Genomic DNA, 20,673 nt, shown 5'->3' on the forward strand with positions numbered 1-20,673 from the left:
ATGAAAGAGGAACTTTAACCATCACAACCATTACTTTTCTAAGTAGGGTTGTCAGTGCGTTTCATTCAAAGCATCTTGAATATTGTGCACCATATGGATTAAACGTGGTCCAATTTCACCTTCAAGTTTTTCCGGATTTAAATGGAAACTTGGCGCACCACAGTTAAAGACATAAAGACCGTGTTTCGAACTGACTAAGGGTACAGCGACCGAGTTCACTTCTTTATGCCATTCACCTAAAGACAAACAATATCCGTAATCTTGATAATCTCGGAAAGCTCGTTCTAAAGAGCGTTTGATGGCAGGCCAGTTTTCAGCGTTCTTTTGTTTAAGCGCATCAAGTAAAAAATTACGTTCACGTTCAGGAGTCGCCGCTAAGCATGCTCTTCCCATTGAACTACTATGAAGTGGCAAAGTTGAACCAATTGGACGACGCATATTTAATGCAGTTTCAATTTGTACCACATCGATATACACCATATTTAATCGGTCACGTGTTGCCATTGCCACAGGGGCTTGCACATATTGACTCATCTCTTCCATATATTGATGAGCAATAGTACGGATAGAAATATTCGACAATGCTGCATATCCTAAAGATAAAACACCAATGTCTAGGGTATATTTGGTTGAATTAGGCAATTGTTTTAAATAACCTAATGACACAAGGGTATTGGTAATACGGGCAATAGTCGGTTTAGGTAAACCTGTCATTTTTGCGAGTTCTTGATTTCCAAGTACCTGATTATTTGCAGAAAAGCAGCGTAAAAGTTCTAAACCACGTGCTAAGGAAGCGATAAATTGAGGGTTATTTTCCCGATGAATATGTGAAATAGGATCTAGGCGTATCTCATCAAAATTTATTGGTTGTTCAGTTTTTGAATTCTGAGACATTCGATCCTCAAATATAATAAAGCAAAGTTTTGCTATTATATTTCGCTCTGCAAAATAAATCCATTCATCACTGCGCTGTTGTGATGAATGGATATCTGGTTTGGTAATTATGAAACGTTTTCAATCACCATAGCGAGGCCTTGACCCACACCAATACATAGGCTTACGACAGCATATTTCTTTTTACGACGAATGAGTTCACGTGCCACAGTTAAAGCAAGACGGGCACCAGAAGCACCAAGTGGATGACCAATAGCAATTGCACCGCCATTTGGATTTACGCGAGAGTCATCAAAATCAACATTTAAGCCTTTTAAGCAAGATAAAACTTGTGAGGCAAAAGCTTCATTAATTTCAATAATATCCATGTCATCTAAAGTCAGCCCTGCACGTGCAACTGCCTTTTTAATGGCTTCGATAGGGCCGGCCCCCATAATACGGGGTTCAATACCCGCTGCCGCTGCTGACAATATTTTTGCCATAGGCTTTAAGCCATATTTTTGACCTGCAGCTTCTGAACCAATCAAGAGTGCCGCAGCGCCGTCATTAATGCCTGAAGCGTTCCCAGCAGTCACTACACCACCTTCAAACAATGGTTTTAATTTTGTAAGTGCTTCAACAGTCGAGCTTGGGCGAGGGTGTTCATCTTCAGAAACCAGTTTTGGTGGTAGCTTTTTACCTTGGAAAACCTCAATTGGGGTGATTTCACCCGCAAAGAAACCTTCTTCTTTGGCTTTTTGATATTTGGCTTGTGACTGAGCTGCAAATAAATCGGCTTGCTCTCGTGTAATACCAAAGTCGGCAGCAACATTATCGCCCGTTTCAGGCATTGAATGACCGCCGTACTGGGCAATAATTTTTTTATTCGGAAAACGAGAGCCAATCGTGGTGTCATAAATTTTAGCATCACGGCTATAAGCACTTTCCGCTTTACCCATCACAAAGGGTGCACGTGACATACTTTCTACACCACCTGCAATATATAACTCACCTTCACCACAAGTAATGGCACGCGCAGAGTCAATTACGGCACCTAAACCACTGGCACATAGACGGTTTACGGTTTGACCGGGTACGGTTACTGGTAAACCTGCAAGTAAAAGTGCGTTTCTCGCAACATTACGGCTATCTTCACCTGCTTGGTTGGTATCACCCAAAATTACATCTTCAATATCAGCACCCGGAACACCAGTTTTTTCAAGTAACTTTTGAATGACTGTCGCTGCTAAATCATCTGGACGAATTGAGGCAAGTTCACCTGCATGGCGACCAATTGGACTACGTAAACCATCATAAATATAAGCATTTAACATTGAGAAGTTCCTTTTCAAGACTCATGAGTAAAAGTAAGAGGTAAATTAAGCGCGACGCGACGTTGTAACCATGGGCTAGGGCGATAGCGCGGGTCATGGGTAAGTGCTGTTATACGGTTGAGAATGAGTAAGATTTTTTGACTACCGACTTGGTCGCCCCACTCAATTGGGCCAAATGGGTAGCCTAAACCAAGACGCACTGCCGCATTAATATCATCTACTGTTGCAATATTTTGCTGTGCAATATCGCAGCCTAAATTAATGACCATGGCTAAAACACGCTGAGCAACGAACCCGATACTTTCAGCAATCATGCTGACCGTATTTCCATCTAAATTGAAAATAGAGTGAGCTGCCTGACGGTAGTCAGCTTTTGTGACAAGTGAAGGCATTAATGTGCGATGTTTTGCAATGCCATATAACATGTCTATAGCAACTGCTTGTTCTGGATTAACGCCTAGGCGTATAGCTGCTTGAGTTGTGTCTTCGCCGTAACAAGCGAGTAAACATAAACTGTCTGATTGCGGTGCAGAGCCAGTATCTAAGGCAATATTTTGCTGAGTTAAATAATCTTCAAGCTGCTTTTTATCATCAGAGAAATCTGCTGCTACCCAAACTTTTGGATATTGCGCTAAACGGTCTACAAACTTGGCGGGTTGTTCACCTGTTTTTGAACCAGTTTCATAATTATAAAAACCTTGATTAACCTTGCGTCCGAGTTGTTTAGCCTCCAACATTTGTTTGGTTAACGGGTTAGGTTTGTAGCGTGCTTCTTCATAATATTGATGGTAAATCGACTCCATGACAGGATGAGAAACGTCAAGCCCCGTTAAATCCATTAGCTCGAAAGGTCCCATTCTAAAACCAACACCGTCACGTAAAATTCGGTCAATTCCACTAATATCGCAGACATTTTCATTTAGAATTTTTAAAGCTTCAGTTCCGTAAGCTCGTCCAGCATGATTAATAATAAATCCTGGTGTGTCCTTCGCAACCACAGGGTGGTGGCCGAATGCACGAGACAAGCTATTTAAAGCATCGATAATAAGTGGGTCGGTTTTTAACCCTCGAATGACCTCAACAACTTTCATGAGTGGAACAGGGTTAAAGAAATGGTAGCCCACCACACGTTCAGGTTTTTTGCAGTTTGCAGCAATTGCCGTGATAGAAAGAGAGGATGTGTTGGAAGCTAGGATGGTACTTTCAGAAACAACCTCTTCAAGTTGTTGCATCAAACTTTGTTTGATATCCAGACGTTCAACAATAGCTTCAATAATCAAGTCGCAATCTTTTAAATCTTCAATTTGTTGCGCAACAATTAAATGACTATTTGCCGTTGCAGCTTGTTCAGCCGTAATTTTATTTTTGTCGACCAACTTTTGAAATGTAGCAGCAAGTTGTTCTTTTGCTTGTTCTGCTGCACCTGCCTTAGCATCATATAAATAAGTGGTATGTCCAGATTGTGCAGCAATTTGAGCAATACCACTGCCCATAATACCTACACCAATCACAGCCATGCTTTTAATATCATAAGTCATGTCGATCATCCTGATTATTGATCTGTATTTGAAATTAAACGGATAAATAGGGGTTGGTGATTTAACTTAAGCATTGTTTATCACCATCAATTGGTAAGATCTGGCCTGAAATAGAACGCCCACTATCTGAGGCTAAAAATAGGCATAAATCTGCGATATGTTTCGGATTTACAAAATATTTGAGCGACTGATTTTTAAGTGCATTTTGTGTGACCTTCTCAAGAGAATTTTGGGCTACATCTGCGCGGGCCTGTAGAACGCGTTGGACACGGTCACCATCAACAGCACCCGGAAGAATCGCGTTAACTCGAATATTATCTGCACCGAGTTCCATAGAAAGCGTTTTAGTAAAACCAATGAGACCCCATTTTGAAGTGGAATACGCCAAACGATATGGATAGCCTAAGCGACCTGCAATTGATGACATATTAATAATGACACCAGCGCCTGATTGCTTTAACAAGGGAATCGCTAATTGAGTAATTAAAAAAGTGCTATTCAGATTTAAATTAATAACCGTATTCCAGTCATCAAAACTCAGTTCATCTGCTGCAATGGTTGGGCCTGAAATGCCTATGTTGTTAACTAAAACATCAAGATGGCCAAGTTTTTTGATCGCTTCGGCAAACATAAGCTTAATTTGCTCAGGCTCTGCTAAATCACATGCGTGTATGTGCAATTTTGGATAATCTTTCTGAAACTGTTCTAGACTTTGAGCATTGATATCACAAACGAAAACCTCATCATCGTTGTTTAAAAATGCCTCAGCAATGCAGCGTCCAATCCCTGAACCACCTGCACTAATAAATACTTTTTTAGCCATTTTCATTCCTTTGTTGTTATCTATTTAAATTATTTACCTTGGTAAGACGGTTTACGCTTTTCAATAAAAGCTTGAACACCTTCATTTTTATCTTCGGTAGAGAACAGCAGTTGGAATGCTTTACGTTCTAGGGTTAAGCCCGCATTTAATGGAACATCTTCACTCATGAGTGCAACTTCTTTAATTTGCTGCAAGGCGATAGGTGGCATTTTTGCTAGGCTTTGTGCCATTTGAATAGCGGTTGGAATAGTTTGGTCGTCTTCTGTCACTTGTGAAACAAGCCCAATGATATAAGCTTCTTCAGCCTTCACCATTGCACCTGTCATAATCATGCGCATAGCATGAAATTTACCGACTGCACGAAATAAACGCTGTGTGCCACCAGCACCTGGCATTAAACCAACTTTAATTTCTGGTTGTCCAAAAACTGCACTTTTACCGGCAATAATAATGTCGGCATGCATTGCCAATTCACAGCCACCACCCAACGCATAGCCATTTACAGCCGCAATCACTGGTTTAGGGCACTGGGAAATTGCGTTCCAATAACGTTCAGTGTGACGTAATAGCATTTCTGTTGAAGTTGCTGTTGCCATTTCTTTTAAATCTGCACCGGCGGCAAAAACTTCATCTCCGCCAGTGAGTACAACGGCATTGATCTCATCGTTAAAACTTAATTCGGAAAAAATCTGTGCTAATTGCTTACGAACTTCACCGTTTAAGGCATTTTTAGCTTCTGGGCGGTTAATTTTTACAATCGCTATTTTTTGAATGGTGTAATCAACATCTACGAAATTATTCCCTATTTCTTTGCTCATTTTTGCATTCCTTGTTTCGCATATCAAAACTATATTCCTTTTATGATGCTTATTTTGGAATTTATTTCAAGTCTTATTTATTTAAATAGAGCGATTGTGGTCTCTTAAGGAGTGTAAGTGATTGATATTGTGTATTGGTCTGTTTTTAAATTTCGTTAAACGAAATTAATTTTCAAAAAAGCTTGAAATTTGTGTTTTCGTTCTCGTACTATGAAACAAATCCGCAGTAAACAAGATTTAAAGCATGGTATCCAGACAAGCTGGAATTGGCTGATGGGTACGATGAAAATACATAAGAAGGGAGATCACAGATGATCCGTGATGAAGGGATGTTGGAACAATTACTTTCAACAATTCGAGATTTTGTAAAAAATGAATTGATCCCTCGTGAAAACGAAGTGGTAGAGAAAGATAAAATTCCAGATGACATTGTGCAGCAAATGCGTGAGCTCGGTTTGTTCGGACTCACAATTCCAGAAGAATATGGTGGCTTAGGCATCACCATGGAAGAAGAAGTAAGAGTCGCATTTGAACTTGGGCAAACCTCACCAGCTTTCCGTTCTTTAATTGGTACCAATAACGGAATTGGTTCAAGTGCAATTTTGATTGATGGAACAGAAGAGCAAAAGCAAAAATATTTACCACGTTATGCAAGTGGCGAAATTATAGGTTCATTTTGTTTAACTGAACCTGAGTCAGGGTCGGATGCAGCCTCTTTAAAAACCAGTGCAGTAAAAGATGGCGATTTTTACGTTCTAAATGGTACTAAGCGTTTTATTACCAATGCACCACATGCTGCAACTTTTACAGTAATGGCACGAACCAATCCTGAAATTAAAGGGGCAGGTGGAATTTCAGCCTTTTTAGTAGAAGCCAACACACCAGGCATTACTTTAGGGAAAATTGATCAAAAAATGGGACAAAAGGGTTCTCATACCTGTGATGTCATTTTTGAAAATTGCCGAGTACCTGCATCTGCACTGATTGGTGGTGTAGAAGGTGTTGGTTTTAAAACGGCCATGAAAGTGCTTGATAAAGGGCGTTTGCATATTGGTGCATACAGTGTGGGCGTTTCTGAGCGTATGTTAAATGATGCTCTTCACTATGCGATTGAGCGTAAACAATTTGGGCAACCTATTGCTAACTTCCAGCTTATTCAAGCAATGCTCGCCGACTCAAAAGCCGAAATTTATGCAGCTAAATGTATGGTTTTAGATGCAGCTCGCCGTCGTGACAATGGTGAAAACATTAGCACCGAAGCATCTTGTGCCAAAATGTTTGCAACCGAAATGTGTGGTCGAGTCGCAGATCGCTGTGTACAGATTCACGGTGGGGCAGGTTATATCAGTGAATATGCCATTGAACGTTTTTATCGCGATGTCCGTTTGTTCCGCTTATATGAAGGAACTACGCAAGTTCAACAAATTATTATTGCTAAAAACATGATTAGGGAAGCTACAGCCTAATAAAAAATCAAATGCCATGAGGCATTGGATGCCTCATGTTCCTTCTGAGGATATGGACATGACAACAGAAACAATTACGCAAAATACGGCTAGCAGTGAAGCTATTCAAACGCCGAAAAAGATTTGGATTACAGCATTTATATTCGCTTTTTTAACATTGTTATGTGATGGGGCTGACTTAGGTTTTTTGGCGTTGAGCCTTACTAGTCTTAAAGCAGAGTTTCATTTAACTGGCATTCAAGCCGGAACTTTAGGCAGTTTAACACTTTTAGGTTCAGCCGTCGGTGGCCTGATTGGTGGTTGGGCATGTGACCGTTTTGGACGGGTTCGCATTATTGTGTTCTTTATTGCTTACTCTTCAGTCTTAACCTGTGCACTTGGTTTTACAGATTCTTATATGCAGTTTGCCATCTTAAGAACCTTTGGAGCGATGGGCTTAGGCGCACTTTATATTGCCTGTAATATTTTAATGTCAGAAATGGTTCCAACCAAACATCGCTCGACTGTTTTGGCAACCCTCATGACCGGTTATACCTTGGGTTCTTTATTAGCGACCTTATTGGCAGGCCATATTATTCCTGAACATGGCTGGCGTTTCTTGTACTGGATTGCAATTACCCCTGTGGTGTTATCAATTCTGATGCACTTTTGTGTGCCTGAACCTGAATCATGGAAAAAATCTCGTCAGTTAAAAGCTTTGGAAGTGGCCCAAAGTACTCACCCTAAAAAACGTCAAAACCCATATCTTGAGATTTTAAGAGATAAAAAACATGGCACCATGTTTGTTCTTTGGATTATTAGTACAGGCGCTTTACAGTTTGGTTATTACGGCGTAAGTAACTGGTTACCAGCTTATTTAGAGTCTGATCTAGGCATCAAGTTTAAAGAAATGGCCATGTATATGGTCGGTACCTTCCTGATTATGATGTTTGCCAAAGTGATTGCAGGCATTGTTGCAGATAAATTGGGTCGCCGTGCTGTATTCGCTTTTGGAACCATTGGTACAGCCTTATTTATTCCTGTCATTGTCTATTTAAATACACCCGCTAATATTTTATGGATGATGCTGTTCTTCGGTTTCTTGTATGGCATTCCATACGCCATTAATGCCACCTATATGACTGAAAGCTTCCCAACTTCGATTCGTGGTTCTGCGGTTGGGGGAGCCTATAACATTGGTAAAGTGCTTTCAATTTTCTCTCCATTAACGATTGGTTATCTGTCTCAAAGTGGTTCTATTGGCTTAGGACTCTTGGTGATGGCTGCTGCTTATTTTATCTGCGGTGTGATTCCATTGTTATTTATTAAAGACCGACTATTTAACCCACAAAAGGCAGAGTGACAGATCAATCTGTCACCTTAAATTAAGGATGAAAAGGGATAAGTGAGATGATAAATAAAATCACCAGTGACATTGAACCGATTTTAAAAGCTATTCCTGATGGAGCAACCATCATGACGGGCGGGTTTGGTGTTACGGGGCAACCTGCTGAATTAATTGAGGCCTTAATTGATTTAGGAAAAAAAGAACTCACCATTGTAAATAACAATGCAGCTTCGGGTGATCGTGGTTTAACAAATCTGATTATTGCTGGATGCGTTAAAAAAATGATTTGTTCATTTCCAAAATCTGCGGGATCAACTGTTTTTCAAAACTTATATCGAGCGGGAAAAATTGAGTTAGAGCTGGTTCCACAAGGGAATTTGGCATGTCGTATTCAGGCAGCAGGTGCAGGTCTAGGCGCTATTTTTACTCCAACGGGATATGGCACCAAAGTTGCCGAAGGTAAAGAAACCCGAACCATTAATGGTAAAAATTATGTGCTTGAATATCCACTTGAAGCTGATTTTGCACTCATTTATGCAGATAAGGCCGACCGCTGGGGCAATTTAACTTACCGCAAAGCGGCCCGTAATTTTGGCCCAATTATGGCAAAAGCCGCAAAAAATACGATTGTTCAAGTTAATGACACCGTAGAGCTAGGAACGCTTGACCCAGAGTGCATTATCACACCAGGAATTTTTGTTCAGCACGTTGTAAAAGTAGGAGATATCTAATGTCAGCTCAAAAACGTTCTCGTGAAGATATTGCCAAACTCATTGCAAATGACATTCCAGAAGGTTCTTATGTCAATTTAGGTATTGGCCTGCCTACCAACGTTGCCAAATTTTTGCCAAAAGACAAAGAAATCTTTTTACATTCGGAAAATGGTGTGTTGGCTTTTGGTCCACCGCCACAACCCGGCGAAGAAGACCAAGATTTAGTCAATGCTGGAAAAGAACTTGTCACTTTATTAGACGGTGGATGCTTTATGCATCACGGTGACTCGTTTGACATTATGCGTGGTGGCCATTTAGACATTTGCGTGATTGGTGCATTTCAAGTTGCTGTAAATGGAGACTTGGCAAACTGGCATACCGGTAAAGCAGATGATGTACCGGCAGTAGGTGGTGCCATGGATTTGGCAGTTGGCGCTAAAACAATTTACGTCTATATGGAACATGTCACCAAAAAAGGCGAGTCCAAAATTGTAAAGGAACTTACATATCCAATGACTGGTGAGCAGTGTGTAAACCGTATTTATACCGATTTATGCATTATTGAACTCAAAGATCAAAAAGCTTATGTGACGGAAATGGTAGACGGTTTAAGTCTTGATGAATTACAGGCAGTGACCGACTGTGAGCTAATAGATGCACGTGTAGCCTAAAATACACACGGAAAAAACGCTTCTTTAAGGATTAAAAGATGAAAAAATTAATTTTAGCTGTAGCTTGCGCTACGGCTTCAGGGACTATTTTTGCAAATTCTTCAGATACAACAGAACAGCGAATTAATTTGCTAGAAAGTGAGCTACAAAAGTTAAAAGCAGAATTGGCAGCTCAAAAGCAAACTCAAAATAATTTACAAGTCAAACAAGTAAAAATTGAAGAAAACATCGAAAAGAATAAAACAGTTGAACCTACTAAGCCTATTGCTCCGTCATGGGTGACTTGGACCGACAATGTTAAGGTTTATGGTATTGCTCGTATTGATGCAGCGGTCGATTTTAAATCTTCACCTGATTCGGGGGGGAGAACAACCAGCAGTCTGTACCGAACACCTTTTGAGAGTGAAAAACGTTCAAATCATGCGCGTTCTGATGCCATGATTAATGCAAGCAGACTAGGCGTTTATTTTAATAGCCCAAATAAAGCTGTGACGGGGAATATTGAAGCCGATTTCTTTGATAGCTCTAACATGGGAACGGGTGATGGTAAATTCCGTATTCGACATGCATTTTTCACTTATAAAGACTGGACGTTTGGTCAAACATGGTCACTCATGTCCAACATGGAAACACGTACTGAAGCCGTCGATTACACGCAATTTGTGGGAACTTCCTATACACGGACGCCTCAAATTCGCTATGACTGGAAAATAGATGCCAATAATGATTTAAAAGTAGCCTTGGAATATACAGGTTCGAGAGTCTCGGCATTTCCAACTTTAACAGGGCGCTATAGCTTTAAACAAGGTCCTTTAACAGCACTTGCTCAAGGTTTTATTAACGAGAAGTCAGCAGATGTAGCAACCGCAACAGTGAAAAAAGTAAGTTGGGGCGCAGGTGGCGGATTAAAATACCAATTAACGCCACAGCAATCGGTACAGGCTAATTATCAATATATTGTTGGTGATCAAAAATTTATGCCGTACACCACGCAAAGCGGCTTGGCTAATTCAACAAGTTTAAATGCAGCGGGTGATTTTTCTTTAAATGAAGAAAAAACAGATTTAGTTATGAATAAACTCAATAGCGTAAATATTGGTTATTCATATAAATTCAATGAGCAATGGCGTGCAAACTTATCGGCTTCAATGTTTGATTATGATGACGATACGGCTTATGCCAAACTCAATCCCGATGCCAATAAGCGTTTAACCGACTATGCTGCTAACGTTTTTTATTCACCTATTGAACAAATGGATATCGGTATGGAATACCATCAAGGTAAACGAGAAGTCTTTGATGGCAGAACAGCCGATGTGTCACGTGTAAACTTTGTGTCGATGTATAAATTTTAAAATAGGGCGTAATTAAAAATGGAAAAAATAGTTCGACCCGATGCAGACAATATTTTGTCAAAAAGCTTTATTTTTATCATGGCGATGACATGCGGGATTTGTGCGGGCTCGAACTATTATAACCAGCCTTTAATTTATTCAATTGCCAAAGCCTTGCAGGCTAATGCCGAGCAAGTGGCTTTAACCATTGTGATTGGACAACTGTCTTATGCAGTAGGTCTGTTTCTATTGGTACCCCTCGGTGATTTCTTTGAAAAGCGTAGTTATATTTGTTTGCTCATGTGTTGTACGGGACTTGCACAAGTGGGGCTTTCTTTTAGCCAAACCTTGCCAGTCTTATATGGCTTTACCTTTTTAGCGACATTCTTTTCTATTGCAACTCAAGTTCTGGTTCCATTTGCCGCAGGTTTGGCAGGGCCGAAAAAAAGCCCGCAAGTTGTAGGGACTCTCATGAGTGGTCTGTTCTTGGGAATTTTATTGGCGCGCTCTATTGCGGGTTTACTTTCTACGGTTTGGTCTTGGCATGCCGTTTATTTAATTAGTGGCATCGTCATTCTGTTTTTTGCTTGGATCATGTGGTCAAAATTACCGGTTGCGCGTAAATCCCATCAACTCAATATTCTACAAATTTACAGTTCATTATTTTCATTAGCGGCGCATCAACCTCATCTGCTTCGCCGTGGTTTTGCTGGTGGAATTGGTTTTGGTATTTTGGCACTTATTTTTACAACCATGACATTCCTTTTAGCCAATGCTCCTTATCATTTTAATGATTTCCAAATTGGTCTATTTGGAATTGTCGGGTTAGCTGGTGTGTTTGCCACACCGTGGGCGGGTAAGAAAATTGCAGCGGGACTTGAGAATAAAGTCGCACTGGTTAGCATGGTCTTATTAATTACTGCATGGATACCACTATTTTTTGCACAGCAATCTTTAGTGGCCTATGCGGTTGGCGTAATTATGGCTTACTTTGGGCTGTCGGCATTTCATGTACTCAATCAAAATCTGGTTTATCGAATTTCCGCGCAGGCGCGTTCCCGCATTAACTCAATTTATATGACGCTCTATTTCGGTGGAGCGGCCTTGGGCTCTTTTATTGCAGTTTATGCATGGAAACACTGGGGATGGGAAGCCTGTGTGGCTTTAGGTATAAGTTTGGCTATTGTGAGTTTTATGATTGATCGCTTAGATTTCTATGAAATGGACAAAATTGCAAAGCAAGAAAAAGCTCCATAAGGAGGAGCTTAACAGGGCTTTTATTTTCGAATAATCATTAATGTGGCAGTGGCAAAAGCATATACTTTTCCGTTTTCATCCACGATTTTACCTTCGGTGCTAATAATATTGCGCCCCGCATTAATCAACTCGGCCTTTGCGTAGTAAGACGTATCAACTTGCATAGGACGAATCATTTTTACATTCAAATCAATAGTCCCATAACCCACTCCATGTTCCAGTAATGTATGCGCAGCACTTCCTGTAGCTGTATCTAAAGCTGTGGCACAAAAGCCGCCGTGTACACCGCCTTGTATATTTCGATGTTCTTGCTTAGGTGTAACTTTATAAGTGGCTTTACCTTCGGAAACTTCTACTAGTTGCATGGGGATGGTGTGAGCCATAGGTGATGGAGAAACTTCGCCATTTTTTAAAGCTGTTAAAAATTCAAGACCTGTGTATTTCGGGCTATCCATAAATCGTCCTTAGATGATTAAGCAATGTAATAACAATACTATAAAATGATTTTTTACGGAATAATATTTTGCAGTACAAAATTAAAATAGCAATCAGTTTTTTATTTCTATATGCATTAATTCAATAAAACTATTTAAATACAATATACTGAATATTTGATGGATGTTTTTACTTGTTAAATTTTATGAAAATAGTGAAAACTAGTTTTGCTATAAGAAATTTTTTGATATTTTGGTTGAGTTGAAAAAATAAAAGTCTATTCAAGGAAAAACATATCTGCCTGCATGAAACAGACAGTGAAGTGAAAGGGAAAAAACTATGCCTTTATACAAAGCTCCATTACGTGATATGCAATTTGTTCTGCATGAAATGCTTCAAACAGAACAGAACTACCAACGTTTAAGCAAATATCAAGAAAGCGTAAATCGAGAATTAATTGATCAATATTTAGAGGCAGCAGCAGATTTCTGTGAAAATGAATTGGCACCTATTAATCAAAATGGTGATCAAGAAGGGTGTCATTTAAATCAGGGCGTAGTGACTACACCGAAAGGTTTTAAAGAAGCCTACCAAAAATATGCCGAACTTGGATTTACCTCACTAACCGCTGACCCTGAATATGGTGGGCAGGGCTTACCAACTCTATTACGCATTGCGATTTCTGAAATGTTGTGTGGTTCTAACTGGGCTTGGGCAATGTATCAGGGGTTATCTCATGGTGCGATGAGAACAATTGAACACCACGGAACAGAACAGCAAAAGCAGCAGTTTTTAACCAAGTTAATTAGTGGAACCTGGACTGGAACCATGTGTTTAACCGAATCACATGCGGGCTCGGACCTTGGTTTAATTAGAACTAAGGCTGAACCAAATCCGGATGGTAGTTACTCAATTACTGGGGAAAAGATTTTTATATCGGCAGGTGAACACGATCTGTCTGAAAATATTATTCATATTGTTTTAGCTCGATTACCTCAGGCACCCGCAGGCACAAAAGGTATTTCTTTGTTTATCGTGCCTAAATTTAATGTAGATGATGAAGGTAATTTGCAAGATCGCAATCAGGTCATCTGTAGTGCCATTGAACATAAAATGGGTATTCACGGAAATGCCACCTGTGTTCTTAACTTTGATGGTGCTCAAGGTTATTTGATTGGTCCGGAAAATCGTGGGCTTAATTGTATGTTTACCTTTATGAATACGGCACGTATTGGAACGGCAGTACAAGGGCTCGCTGCCTCTGAAATTTCATTTCAGGGCGCGTTAAGTTATGCAAAAGAGCGGCTCGCAATGCGTTCATTATCTGGTCCAAAATATCCAGAAAAGAATGCCGATCCGATTATTGTGCATCCTGCCGTGCGTTCAATGTTAATGACACAAAAAGCATTTGCTGAAGGTGGACGTGCACTAGCTTATTTTCTAGCTCAACATGTAGACATTGTTGAAAGTTCATCCGATCAAGAGCAGCAAAAACAGTCCGATAATTTACTGGCTTTTTTAACGCCTATTGCTAAAGCCTTTTTAACTGAGTCTGGTAATGAGTCTGCAAAACATGGTGTTCAAGTGTTTGGTGGGCATGGGTTTATTGTTGAGCATGGAATGGAGCAAATTGTACGCGATGCACGCATTTCAACATTGTATGAGGGAACAACTGAAATCCAATCTTTAGATTTGCTTGCACGTAAAGTCTTAAATTCAGAAGGCAAGCTCTTAAAGAATATGACAGATTTAATTGATCAATTCATTCTTAAACATCAAGCAAATGTTGCACTGAAACCTTATTTAGAAAAATTAGATGAACTCAAGCAGCAATGGTTATCGCTCACTAAAACTATTGCCGAAAAAGCGAAGCACAATCCAGAAGAAATTGGCGCGGCCTCTGTAGATTATCTTTATTTTTCCAGTTACGTCGTGTTTGCCTATCTTTGGGCTCGAATGGCTCAAGTTGCCCATGAAAAATTGGCATTAGGTACACAAGAAGAAGCTTTTTATAAGGCGAAGCTAAGCACAGCTAAGTTTTTCTATCAAAAACTTTTGCATCGTACACAAAGTCATGCTGCCGCAATTGAGTCAGGAGCTGAATCTGTCATGGAGCTTGACCAAGATGCTTTTGCATTCTAACAAATAGTAGTTTTTGAGAATCAATGGGTGAAATTTTTATGTGGAATTTTACCCATTGATTAAATTTGTAACTTTAGACTCATGAGTTTTTGGTAGGAAAAACCAATTTAGCCAAGGGAATAGACCATTAATATAAGCATTAAAACGTGAACTTTCATTAAATATTGATGTTCGATAAGGACTAAGGAAAGAAAATCATGAATGCTTATTATCAATTACTGAATAGATCAATTGGTCCTCAAGGTGAAGTTATTGCTCATTATTGCTCAACTGTTCATGCACAAGGCACTTGGAACCCTCATGAACAGCATATGGCACCAGCAAGTGGCTTAATAGCAGCGGAGTTAGAGCAGTTTTCACCACGACAAGGAATGAGAATTGGTCGAATTAGTTTTGATATTTTCGGTCTTATTGCATTTGGTGAATTTACAATTAAGACCCAAGTGATTCGTGCCGGAAAAACAATTGAGCTAATAGAAGCTGAAATGCAAGCACAAGGTAAAACTTGTATTGTTGCCAGAGCATGGCGAATGTGTACTCAAGACAGTTCTGATATTGCTGGGCTTGAAGATCAGCCAGTTCATCATCCAGACTCTTTTACAGAGTGGAAGGGTATGAAAAGATGGCCGGGTGGTTTTATTCAAACATTAGTGACAAAAATTGATGATCAGCATCGCGCAGGTAAAGGCATTGTTTGGCTAAATAATGATAAAGAAATGGTTGAAGGGCAGCCGACCACAGATTTTGCACATTTGATTGGCATGGTGGATACCGCAAACGGAATTGTACCAAGACAAGAGGGTGAATTTACGTGGGGTTTTCCAAATCTTGATTTGCAAATTCACATGCATCGTTATCCTCAAGGTAAATGGCTAGGTTTGGAAACTGTTCAGCAATATGGATCGGATGGGATTGGCTTAACCAGTGCGGTTTTACATGACCTCTATGGCCCATTTGGGCGAAGCGAGCAGATTTTAACTTTACGTAAGATGACCAAATAAATATTTGAACCCATAAAAAAGTCATCCCTCAGGATGACTTTTTTATTTCGAGATTTAATTTTTAAGCAATTTCTTAGCTACGAACTTTAATCAGTGTTGGTGTAAGTTCATCCCAACGCTGTTTTGCAGCGTCCATTGCTTTCATTTTGATATGTCCATAACCACGAACTTCTGCTGGTAATTTTGCAATTTGTTCAGCAACAGCCAAGTTATGATTTTCTGGAGCTTCAACCAGTGCTTCAACAAATGCGATGTAACGGTCACGCCATGCTTGTTCGTGTTGACGTTCTTCTTGGCGCGCAAATGGGTCGAGGAAAGTCTCACGTAGCCATTGTAAGCGAGCAAGCATCATCATTGGGAAGCGCATCCAATAACCAAATGCACGTTTACGAATATTTTGTAGACCACCTAATAGTGCTGGTGGAGCAAGGTGATACGTTAAACGTAAGCCTTGACCGAACTGTGTTTCAATCGATTCTTTGAAGCTTTTGCCTGTTAACAGGCGTGCAACTTCATATTCATCTTTGTACGCCATGACTCTATAAAGTTGGGTTGCAATCGTACCAGTTAATTCTTCTGGTAACTTTTTAGCAGCCAGCTCTACCAGCGTACGGTATTTAGTCGCATAAGCGTCATTCCAATAGTCTGTCAGACGAGTAGAGCGGTCTTCAACAAGTTCAGCCAACGTTTGCGGCGTTTTGGTTTTTGGCATTGCCGCAAGTAAACGTGCAGCTAAAGTTGGATCACTTGCAAGATGACAACCCACACGGAAAGCTTCGATGTTCTTTTCAACAGCAGTACCATTTAACTTAATTGCTTTTTCAATGCTTTCACGTAAGAGCGGAATGCGGCCAGATTGCCATGCCATACCGAGTAATAACTGGTTGGTATAGATTGCATCGCCCAATAGTTGTGTTGCAATACGAGCGGCTGGTAATGAAACCAATTGACCTTGACGAACACGACCACGAAGACGATCAATTAAATCGGTAATAGGTGCATACCAGTCACGAGATTTAATAAAGTCAGAAGTCGGCGTGCTGTCTTCATTAACAATGACTAAAGCATCATCTCTTAAGCGAGAAAGTGCGGCACTACCGCCAGCGACTACGGCATCGGCACCAATCAGTAATTCACATTGTCCTGCTGGAATTTTGGTAGAAGAAATTTGTTCATCACTTGCTGCAAGTTGTACGTATGAATAAACCGTACCACCTTTTTGCGCAAGACCTGCCATGTCCATAACACGTGTTGCTTTACCTTCTAGGTGCGCAGCCATACCAAGGAGTGCACCAATAGTCACAACACCTGTACCACCAATACCACCGACCATAATACGACTTGGAACATCATATAACTGAGGAATGATTGGTGATGTTGGCCAGCCTGCGCCAATTCCTTCAAATTTAGCTGGACGTTTCATATCACGTGTATGAACAGTCACAAAACTAGGGCAGAACCCTTCGGCACAAGTGAAGTCTTTATTACAGCTACTTTGGTTAATTTGACGTTTAGTACCTAACGCTGTTTCTACTGGTTCAATAGATAAACAGTTTGATTTTTTTGAACAGTCGCCACAGCCTTCACAAATATCACTGTTAATGTATAAACGCTCAGCTGGATCAGGGTAGGCATCACGTTTACGGCGACGACGTTTTTCACTGGCACAGGTTTGTACATAAATTAAAGCGGTCACGCCTGAAACTTCACGCAATTCACGTTGAACCGCGTCAAGTTCATTACGATGGCGAATGTCTACACCCGGTGCAATGCCGTCTTCTTCGTTTAATAGTTTAACTTCATCAGTCACAATGACTTGTTTTTTAATACCTTCAGCAGCAAGCTGACGAGTTAACTGCGCAACGCTCAAATGTCCATCTACATGCTGACCACCTGTCATAGCGACCGCATCGTTGTAGAGGATTTTGTAGGTAATATTAGTTTTTGCAGCGATGGACTGACGAATTGCTAAGTAACCTGAGTGGAAGTAAGTTCCGTCACCAAGGTTAGCAAAAATGTGTTTTTCATTGGTAAATGGCGATGCACCGACCCAGCTTACACCTTCACCACCCATTTGAGAGAACGTTTCGGTACCACGGTCAAGTGAAACAGCAATATAGTGGCAACCAATACCACCTAGCGCACGGCTACCTTCAGGAACTACGGTTGATGAGTTATGTGGGCAACCACTACAGAAATATGGTTTACGCTCAGCAAGATCAATAACACGTTTTGATTCTTGCTCTGCTTTTAGCAGTAAGTCGATTCTGCTTTGGATTAGTACTTTTAGGCTTTCTGGAATATCTAGTTTTAAGAAGCGAGCAGCCAGCATTTTTGCAATAGGTTCAGGCTGGTACTCATAGTGACCAATGAGTGGTGCTTCCTCAATAGAGGTACTCCATTCACCTTTACCATCAGTTGCTTTACCAATCACATGTGGGCGTTTGCCATCAGGAAGTGAATACAGCTCATCCTTAATTTGTGCTTCAATAATTGGACGTTTTTCTTCAATAACGATCAGTTCTTGTAAACCTTCAGCAAATTCACGAACGCCTTGAGGTTCTAAAGGCCAAATTAGACCAACCTGATAAACACGTAGCCCAAGCTGTTGGGCAGTTTCATCTTCAATACCTAAAATGCGTAAGGCTTCAATCGTATCTAAATAGCCTTTACCACTTGCGGCAATACCAATACGGGCATTTTCACAAGGCCATGTTACGGTGTTGATTTTATTCGCGCGGGCATAAGCCAAAACAGCAGGTAAGCGATATTTATAAAGACGTTCTTCTTGCTGAATGCCATGATCTGGCCAACGAATATTAACGCCGTCCTCTGGGAAATTAACATCTTCTGGTATAACTGGAGTAACACGGTCTAGATCAACATGAACTGAAGCGGAAGTTTCTACAATTTCACTGACCAGCTTCATCGAAGACCATAGGCCAGAAAAACGTGAAACGGCAATCGCGTGTACACCAAAGTCTAAAATTTGTTGAACGGATGTTGGGTAGAAAATTGGGATACCACAACCAATCATGACATGTTCAGACTGGTGAGGGATTGTAGAAGATTTACAAGAGTGGTCATCACCAAATAAAGCAACCACACCACCACGTTCAGAGGTACCAGCTAAGTTCGCATGGCGGAGTACATCGCCTGAACGGTCAACACCCGGGCCTTTACCATACCACCATGAAGACACTCCATCATATTTGCCTTGGCCTGAAAGATTAACTTGTTGGGTACCCCAGATTGCGGTAGCAGCCAAGTCTTCGTTTACACCAGGTTGAAATACAACATTATGGGATTTAAGTAATCCTTGAACTTGCCAAAGGAAACTATCATAGTTACCAACAGGAGAACCGCGATAACCAGAAATAAAACCAGCAGTATGATAACCATTAATCGCGTCACGGCGAGTCTGAGCAAGAGGCAATCGAACAAGTGCCTGAATGCCGGTCATATATGCTGTGCCGTTATCACTTATATATTTATCTTCAAGTGACACATCCTTTGTTGCAATAATATTTGGAGTGACTTTTGTAGCTATGTTCATTTATATCTCCTTAGAATTTTTAGTAGCTCGGACTACTTTCTTTTTTCAACATCCAGTTGAATATTTGGAGCAAGTGACATACGAAATAAAAAAAGATCGGTTCCTCTTCTTAAAAAAGAATTAGTGCCAATGTATGTACATTTAGTCATTGTGGTTGATCTAAACTGGTGCAACAATCCGTAATTTAGGAAAACATATTTACGTTATGCGCAAAAATCTCGATGGTGGACTATTGCATGCGATGCATGCATTCCTGAAAGTGATTGATAGCGGGAGTTTCACAGCAGCAGCTGAGCAGATGGATCTGACCACAGCACAGGTTTCACGTCTTATCAGCGAGCTAGAAACACGCTTAGGTACAAAATTAATACAACGCTCAACGCGCCAGCAGGCTCTGACCGATATTGGTGCGACTTATGCAGAGCGCTGTCGCCAAGTCATTTCAATAGTGGATGAAGCAGAATCAGAAGTAACAGGAACAGCATCTAAACCGAAAGGGCGTTTACGTGTATTAAGCATGGGAAGCTTCGGGCATCACTATGTTTTTCCAGTCATGGCCGAGTTTTGCAAAAATTATCCCGAGTTAACGGTGGAATATACGACATCGCAGTACGTTCCAGACCTGTTGGCGAAAGGGGTAGACGTGAGTCTCTATCTCACTGAGTCTTTAACAGATTCCCGCTTTGTTGCACGCAGAATTGGCACTATTTTTTCTGTTTTATGTGCTTCACCTGCGTATTTAGAAAAACATGGTGTTCCTAAGTCACCAGAAGATTTAAAAAACCATGCTTGTTTAAGATTAGTTAATCCATCGATTACAGCAGATTGGCATTTGTTAAATGCAAATGGTGAGTCTTACCAAATTGATATTGGTGGGCAACTCATTGCAGATAACCCAGAATTATTATTAGATGTTGTACAGCAGGACATGGGCGTCGCGTTATTGCCGATGTTTTCGGCTTTAGAGGCGGTTCAGAATGGAAGATTATGTCATATCTTGCCAGAGTGGCGTTCGCCCGATATAGGGGTTTATACCTTATTGCCTTCACGCCATTTTATTGATGCCAAAACGCGTGCATGGTTGGATTGGGTGGAAGAATATATTTCCCCAAGAATTGAAATGGATGCATCTTATTTTTATAAATAATGAGATAAATTTTTTAAGGACTAAGATAGAAAAGGATGAACAATAATACGGATTAGAATAAAAATAGGGTAGAGAATGCTTCTGTTGAGAGGGGCATTTACTACAGAGATGAATGATAGATTTTAAATAAATTGCATAAGGGATTTAGTCCCAATTCCTGAACAGAATGAGATAAAGACTAGACGCGATGATCTGGTACTTAGCCTAATAGATTCAGCCTTATACCAGATGTTGAGTT

General features: G+C 40.5%; 16 protein-coding genes. 9 read left to right on the plus strand and 7 right to left on the minus strand.

Annotation, left to right across the window (positions count from 1 at the left end; genetic code table 11):
* Positions 1–51 precede the first annotated feature (51 nt).
* The 5 genes from ACLBWE_RS13005 to ACLBWE_RS13025 all read right to left on the minus strand — a co-directional run bounded on the left by ACLBWE_RS13005 (position 52) and on the right by ACLBWE_RS13025 (position 5,386).
* The gene (locus ACLBWE_RS13005; RefSeq protein ID WP_003651129.1) at positions 52–894 is read right to left on the minus strand and encodes an IclR family transcriptional regulator; all 843 of its coding nucleotides are present in this window, start codon (positions 892–894) and stop codon (positions 52–54) included.
* A 107-nt stretch (positions 895–1,001) separates the two neighbouring features.
* The gene (locus ACLBWE_RS13010; RefSeq protein ID WP_198496048.1) at positions 1,002–2,207 is read right to left on the minus strand and encodes a 3-oxoadipyl-CoA thiolase; all 1,206 of its coding nucleotides are present in this window, start codon (positions 2,205–2,207) and stop codon (positions 1,002–1,004) included.
* Between the two features lie 14 nt (positions 2,208–2,221).
* Positions 2,222–3,745 (minus strand): 3-hydroxyacyl-CoA dehydrogenase, encoded by a 1,524-nt coding sequence (locus ACLBWE_RS13015; RefSeq protein ID WP_447603352.1) that lies wholly within the window; start codon positions 3,743–3,745, stop codon positions 2,222–2,224.
* Positions 3,746–3,806: 61 nt separating this feature from the next.
* Positions 3,807–4,568: an SDR family oxidoreductase gene (locus ACLBWE_RS13020; protein WP_447603354.1), complete on the minus strand. Its 762-nt coding sequence runs from the start codon at positions 4,566–4,568 to the stop codon at positions 3,807–3,809.
* Positions 4,569–4,597: 29 nt separating this feature from the next.
* Positions 4,598–5,386, minus strand: a complete 789-nt coding sequence (locus ACLBWE_RS13025) for an enoyl-CoA hydratase (RefSeq protein WP_005041507.1) — start codon at positions 5,384–5,386, stop codon at positions 4,598–4,600.
* Positions 5,387–5,697: 311 nt separating this feature from the next.
* On the opposite strand from ACLBWE_RS13025, the gene ACLBWE_RS13030 reads away from it, so the two are divergent.
* Genes ACLBWE_RS13030 through ACLBWE_RS13055 form a run of 6 tightly spaced genes read left to right on the plus strand, consistent with a single transcriptional unit; the run spans position 5,698 to position 12,154 of the window.
* Positions 5,698–6,852, plus strand: coding sequence for an acyl-CoA dehydrogenase family protein (locus ACLBWE_RS13030; protein ID WP_447603356.1), 1,155 nt, complete (start codon positions 5,698–5,700; stop codon positions 6,850–6,852).
* Positions 6,853–6,910: 58 nt separating this feature from the next.
* Positions 6,911–8,194, plus strand: coding sequence for an MFS transporter (locus ACLBWE_RS13035; protein ID WP_447603358.1), 1,284 nt, complete (start codon positions 6,911–6,913; stop codon positions 8,192–8,194).
* A 47-nt stretch (positions 8,195–8,241) separates the two neighbouring features.
* Positions 8,242–8,910 (plus strand): 3-oxoacid CoA-transferase subunit A, encoded by a 669-nt coding sequence (locus tag ACLBWE_RS13040; RefSeq protein ID WP_447603360.1) that lies wholly within the window; start codon positions 8,242–8,244, stop codon positions 8,908–8,910.
* On the plus strand, positions 8,910–9,563 hold the full coding sequence (locus ACLBWE_RS13045; protein WP_348951192.1) for a 3-oxoacid CoA-transferase subunit B: 654 nt from the start codon (positions 8,910–8,912) through the stop codon (positions 9,561–9,563). Before ACLBWE_RS13040 ends, ACLBWE_RS13045 begins: the two co-directional genes overlap by 1 nt.
* Positions 9,564–9,601: 38 nt before the next feature.
* Positions 9,602–10,918 carry an outer membrane trimeric porin-like protein DcaP gene (gene dcaP, locus ACLBWE_RS13050; protein ID WP_447603362.1) on the plus strand — a complete coding sequence of 439 codons (1,317 nt, stop codon included), beginning with the start codon at positions 9,602–9,604 and terminating at the stop codon, positions 10,916–10,918.
* An 18-nt stretch (positions 10,919–10,936) separates the two neighbouring features.
* A complete protein-coding gene (locus tag ACLBWE_RS13055) occupies positions 10,937–12,154 on the plus strand; it encodes an MFS transporter (RefSeq protein ID WP_045125308.1) in 1,218 nt (405 codons plus the stop codon).
* A gap of 20 nt (positions 12,155–12,174) precedes the next feature.
* On the opposite strand, the gene ACLBWE_RS13060 is transcribed toward ACLBWE_RS13055, so the two are convergent.
* Entirely contained in the window at positions 12,175–12,609 is a 435-nt protein-coding gene (locus tag ACLBWE_RS13060) for a PaaI family thioesterase (RefSeq protein WP_004642405.1), read from the minus strand.
* Positions 12,610–12,928: 319 nt separating this feature from the next.
* Between ACLBWE_RS13060 and ACLBWE_RS13065 the strand changes: the two genes are divergently transcribed.
* Entirely contained in the window at positions 12,929–14,731 is a 1,803-nt protein-coding gene (locus ACLBWE_RS13065; protein WP_447603365.1) for an acyl-CoA dehydrogenase C-terminal domain-containing protein, read from the plus strand.
* 197 nt (positions 14,732–14,928) lie between these two features.
* The gene (locus ACLBWE_RS13070) at positions 14,929–15,732 is read left to right on the plus strand and encodes a thioesterase family protein (protein ID WP_005047651.1); all 804 of its coding nucleotides are present in this window, start codon (positions 14,929–14,931) and stop codon (positions 15,730–15,732) included.
* A gap of 73 nt (positions 15,733–15,805) precedes the next feature.
* On the opposite strand, the gene ACLBWE_RS13075 is transcribed toward ACLBWE_RS13070, so the two are convergent.
* The gene (locus tag ACLBWE_RS13075; RefSeq protein WP_447603367.1) at positions 15,806–19,288 is read right to left on the minus strand and encodes an indolepyruvate ferredoxin oxidoreductase family protein; all 3,483 of its coding nucleotides are present in this window, start codon (positions 19,286–19,288) and stop codon (positions 15,806–15,808) included.
* 205 nt (positions 19,289–19,493) lie between these two features.
* Between ACLBWE_RS13075 and ACLBWE_RS13080 the strand changes: the two genes are divergently transcribed.
* Positions 19,494–20,435: a LysR family transcriptional regulator gene (locus ACLBWE_RS13080; RefSeq protein WP_045436204.1), complete on the plus strand. Its 942-nt coding sequence runs from the start codon at positions 19,494–19,496 to the stop codon at positions 20,433–20,435.
* Positions 20,436–20,673: the final 238 nt, after the last annotated feature.

The organism is Acinetobacter sp. M5A5_2a, from assembly GCF_053345265.1.

What these genes read in the sequence shown, in the direction of transcription:
- ACLBWE_RS13005 (WP_003651129.1), bottom strand. Translation starts at nt 894, where the DNA reads ATGTCTCAGAATTCAAAAACTGAACAACCAATAAATTTTGATGAGATA.
- ACLBWE_RS13010 (WP_198496048.1), bottom strand. Translation starts at nt 2,207, where the DNA reads ATGTTAAATGCTTATATTTATGATGGTTTACGTAGTCCAATTGGTCGC.
- ACLBWE_RS13015 (WP_447603352.1), bottom strand. Translation starts at nt 3,745, where the DNA reads ATGACTTATGATATTAAAAGCATGGCTGTGATTGGTGTAGGTATTATG.
- ACLBWE_RS13020 (WP_447603354.1), bottom strand. Translation starts at nt 4,568, where the DNA reads ATGGCTAAAAAAGTATTTATTAGTGCAGGTGGTTCAGGGATTGGACGC.
- ACLBWE_RS13025 (WP_005041507.1), bottom strand. Translation starts at nt 5,386, where the DNA reads ATGAGCAAAGAAATAGGGAATAATTTCGTAGATGTTGATTACACCATT.
- ACLBWE_RS13030 (WP_447603356.1), top strand. Translation starts at nt 5,698, where the DNA reads ATGATCCGTGATGAAGGGATGTTGGAACAATTACTTTCAACAATTCGA.
- ACLBWE_RS13035 (WP_447603358.1), top strand. Translation starts at nt 6,911, where the DNA reads ATGACAACAGAAACAATTACGCAAAATACGGCTAGCAGTGAAGCTATT.
- ACLBWE_RS13040 (WP_447603360.1), top strand. Translation starts at nt 8,242, where the DNA reads ATGATAAATAAAATCACCAGTGACATTGAACCGATTTTAAAAGCTATT.
- ACLBWE_RS13045 (WP_348951192.1), top strand. Translation starts at nt 8,910, where the DNA reads ATGTCAGCTCAAAAACGTTCTCGTGAAGATATTGCCAAACTCATTGCA.
- dcaP (WP_447603362.1), top strand. Translation starts at nt 9,602, where the DNA reads ATGAAAAAATTAATTTTAGCTGTAGCTTGCGCTACGGCTTCAGGGACT.
- ACLBWE_RS13055 (WP_045125308.1), top strand. Translation starts at nt 10,937, where the DNA reads ATGGAAAAAATAGTTCGACCCGATGCAGACAATATTTTGTCAAAAAGC.
- ACLBWE_RS13060 (WP_004642405.1), bottom strand. Translation starts at nt 12,609, where the DNA reads ATGGATAGCCCGAAATACACAGGTCTTGAATTTTTAACAGCTTTAAAA.
- ACLBWE_RS13065 (WP_447603365.1), top strand. Translation starts at nt 12,929, where the DNA reads ATGCCTTTATACAAAGCTCCATTACGTGATATGCAATTTGTTCTGCAT.
- ACLBWE_RS13070 (WP_005047651.1), top strand. Translation starts at nt 14,929, where the DNA reads ATGAATGCTTATTATCAATTACTGAATAGATCAATTGGTCCTCAAGGT.
- ACLBWE_RS13075 (WP_447603367.1), bottom strand. Translation starts at nt 19,288, where the DNA reads ATGAACATAGCTACAAAAGTCACTCCAAATATTATTGCAACAAAGGAT.
- ACLBWE_RS13080 (WP_045436204.1), top strand. Translation starts at nt 19,494, where the DNA reads ATGCGCAAAAATCTCGATGGTGGACTATTGCATGCGATGCATGCATTC.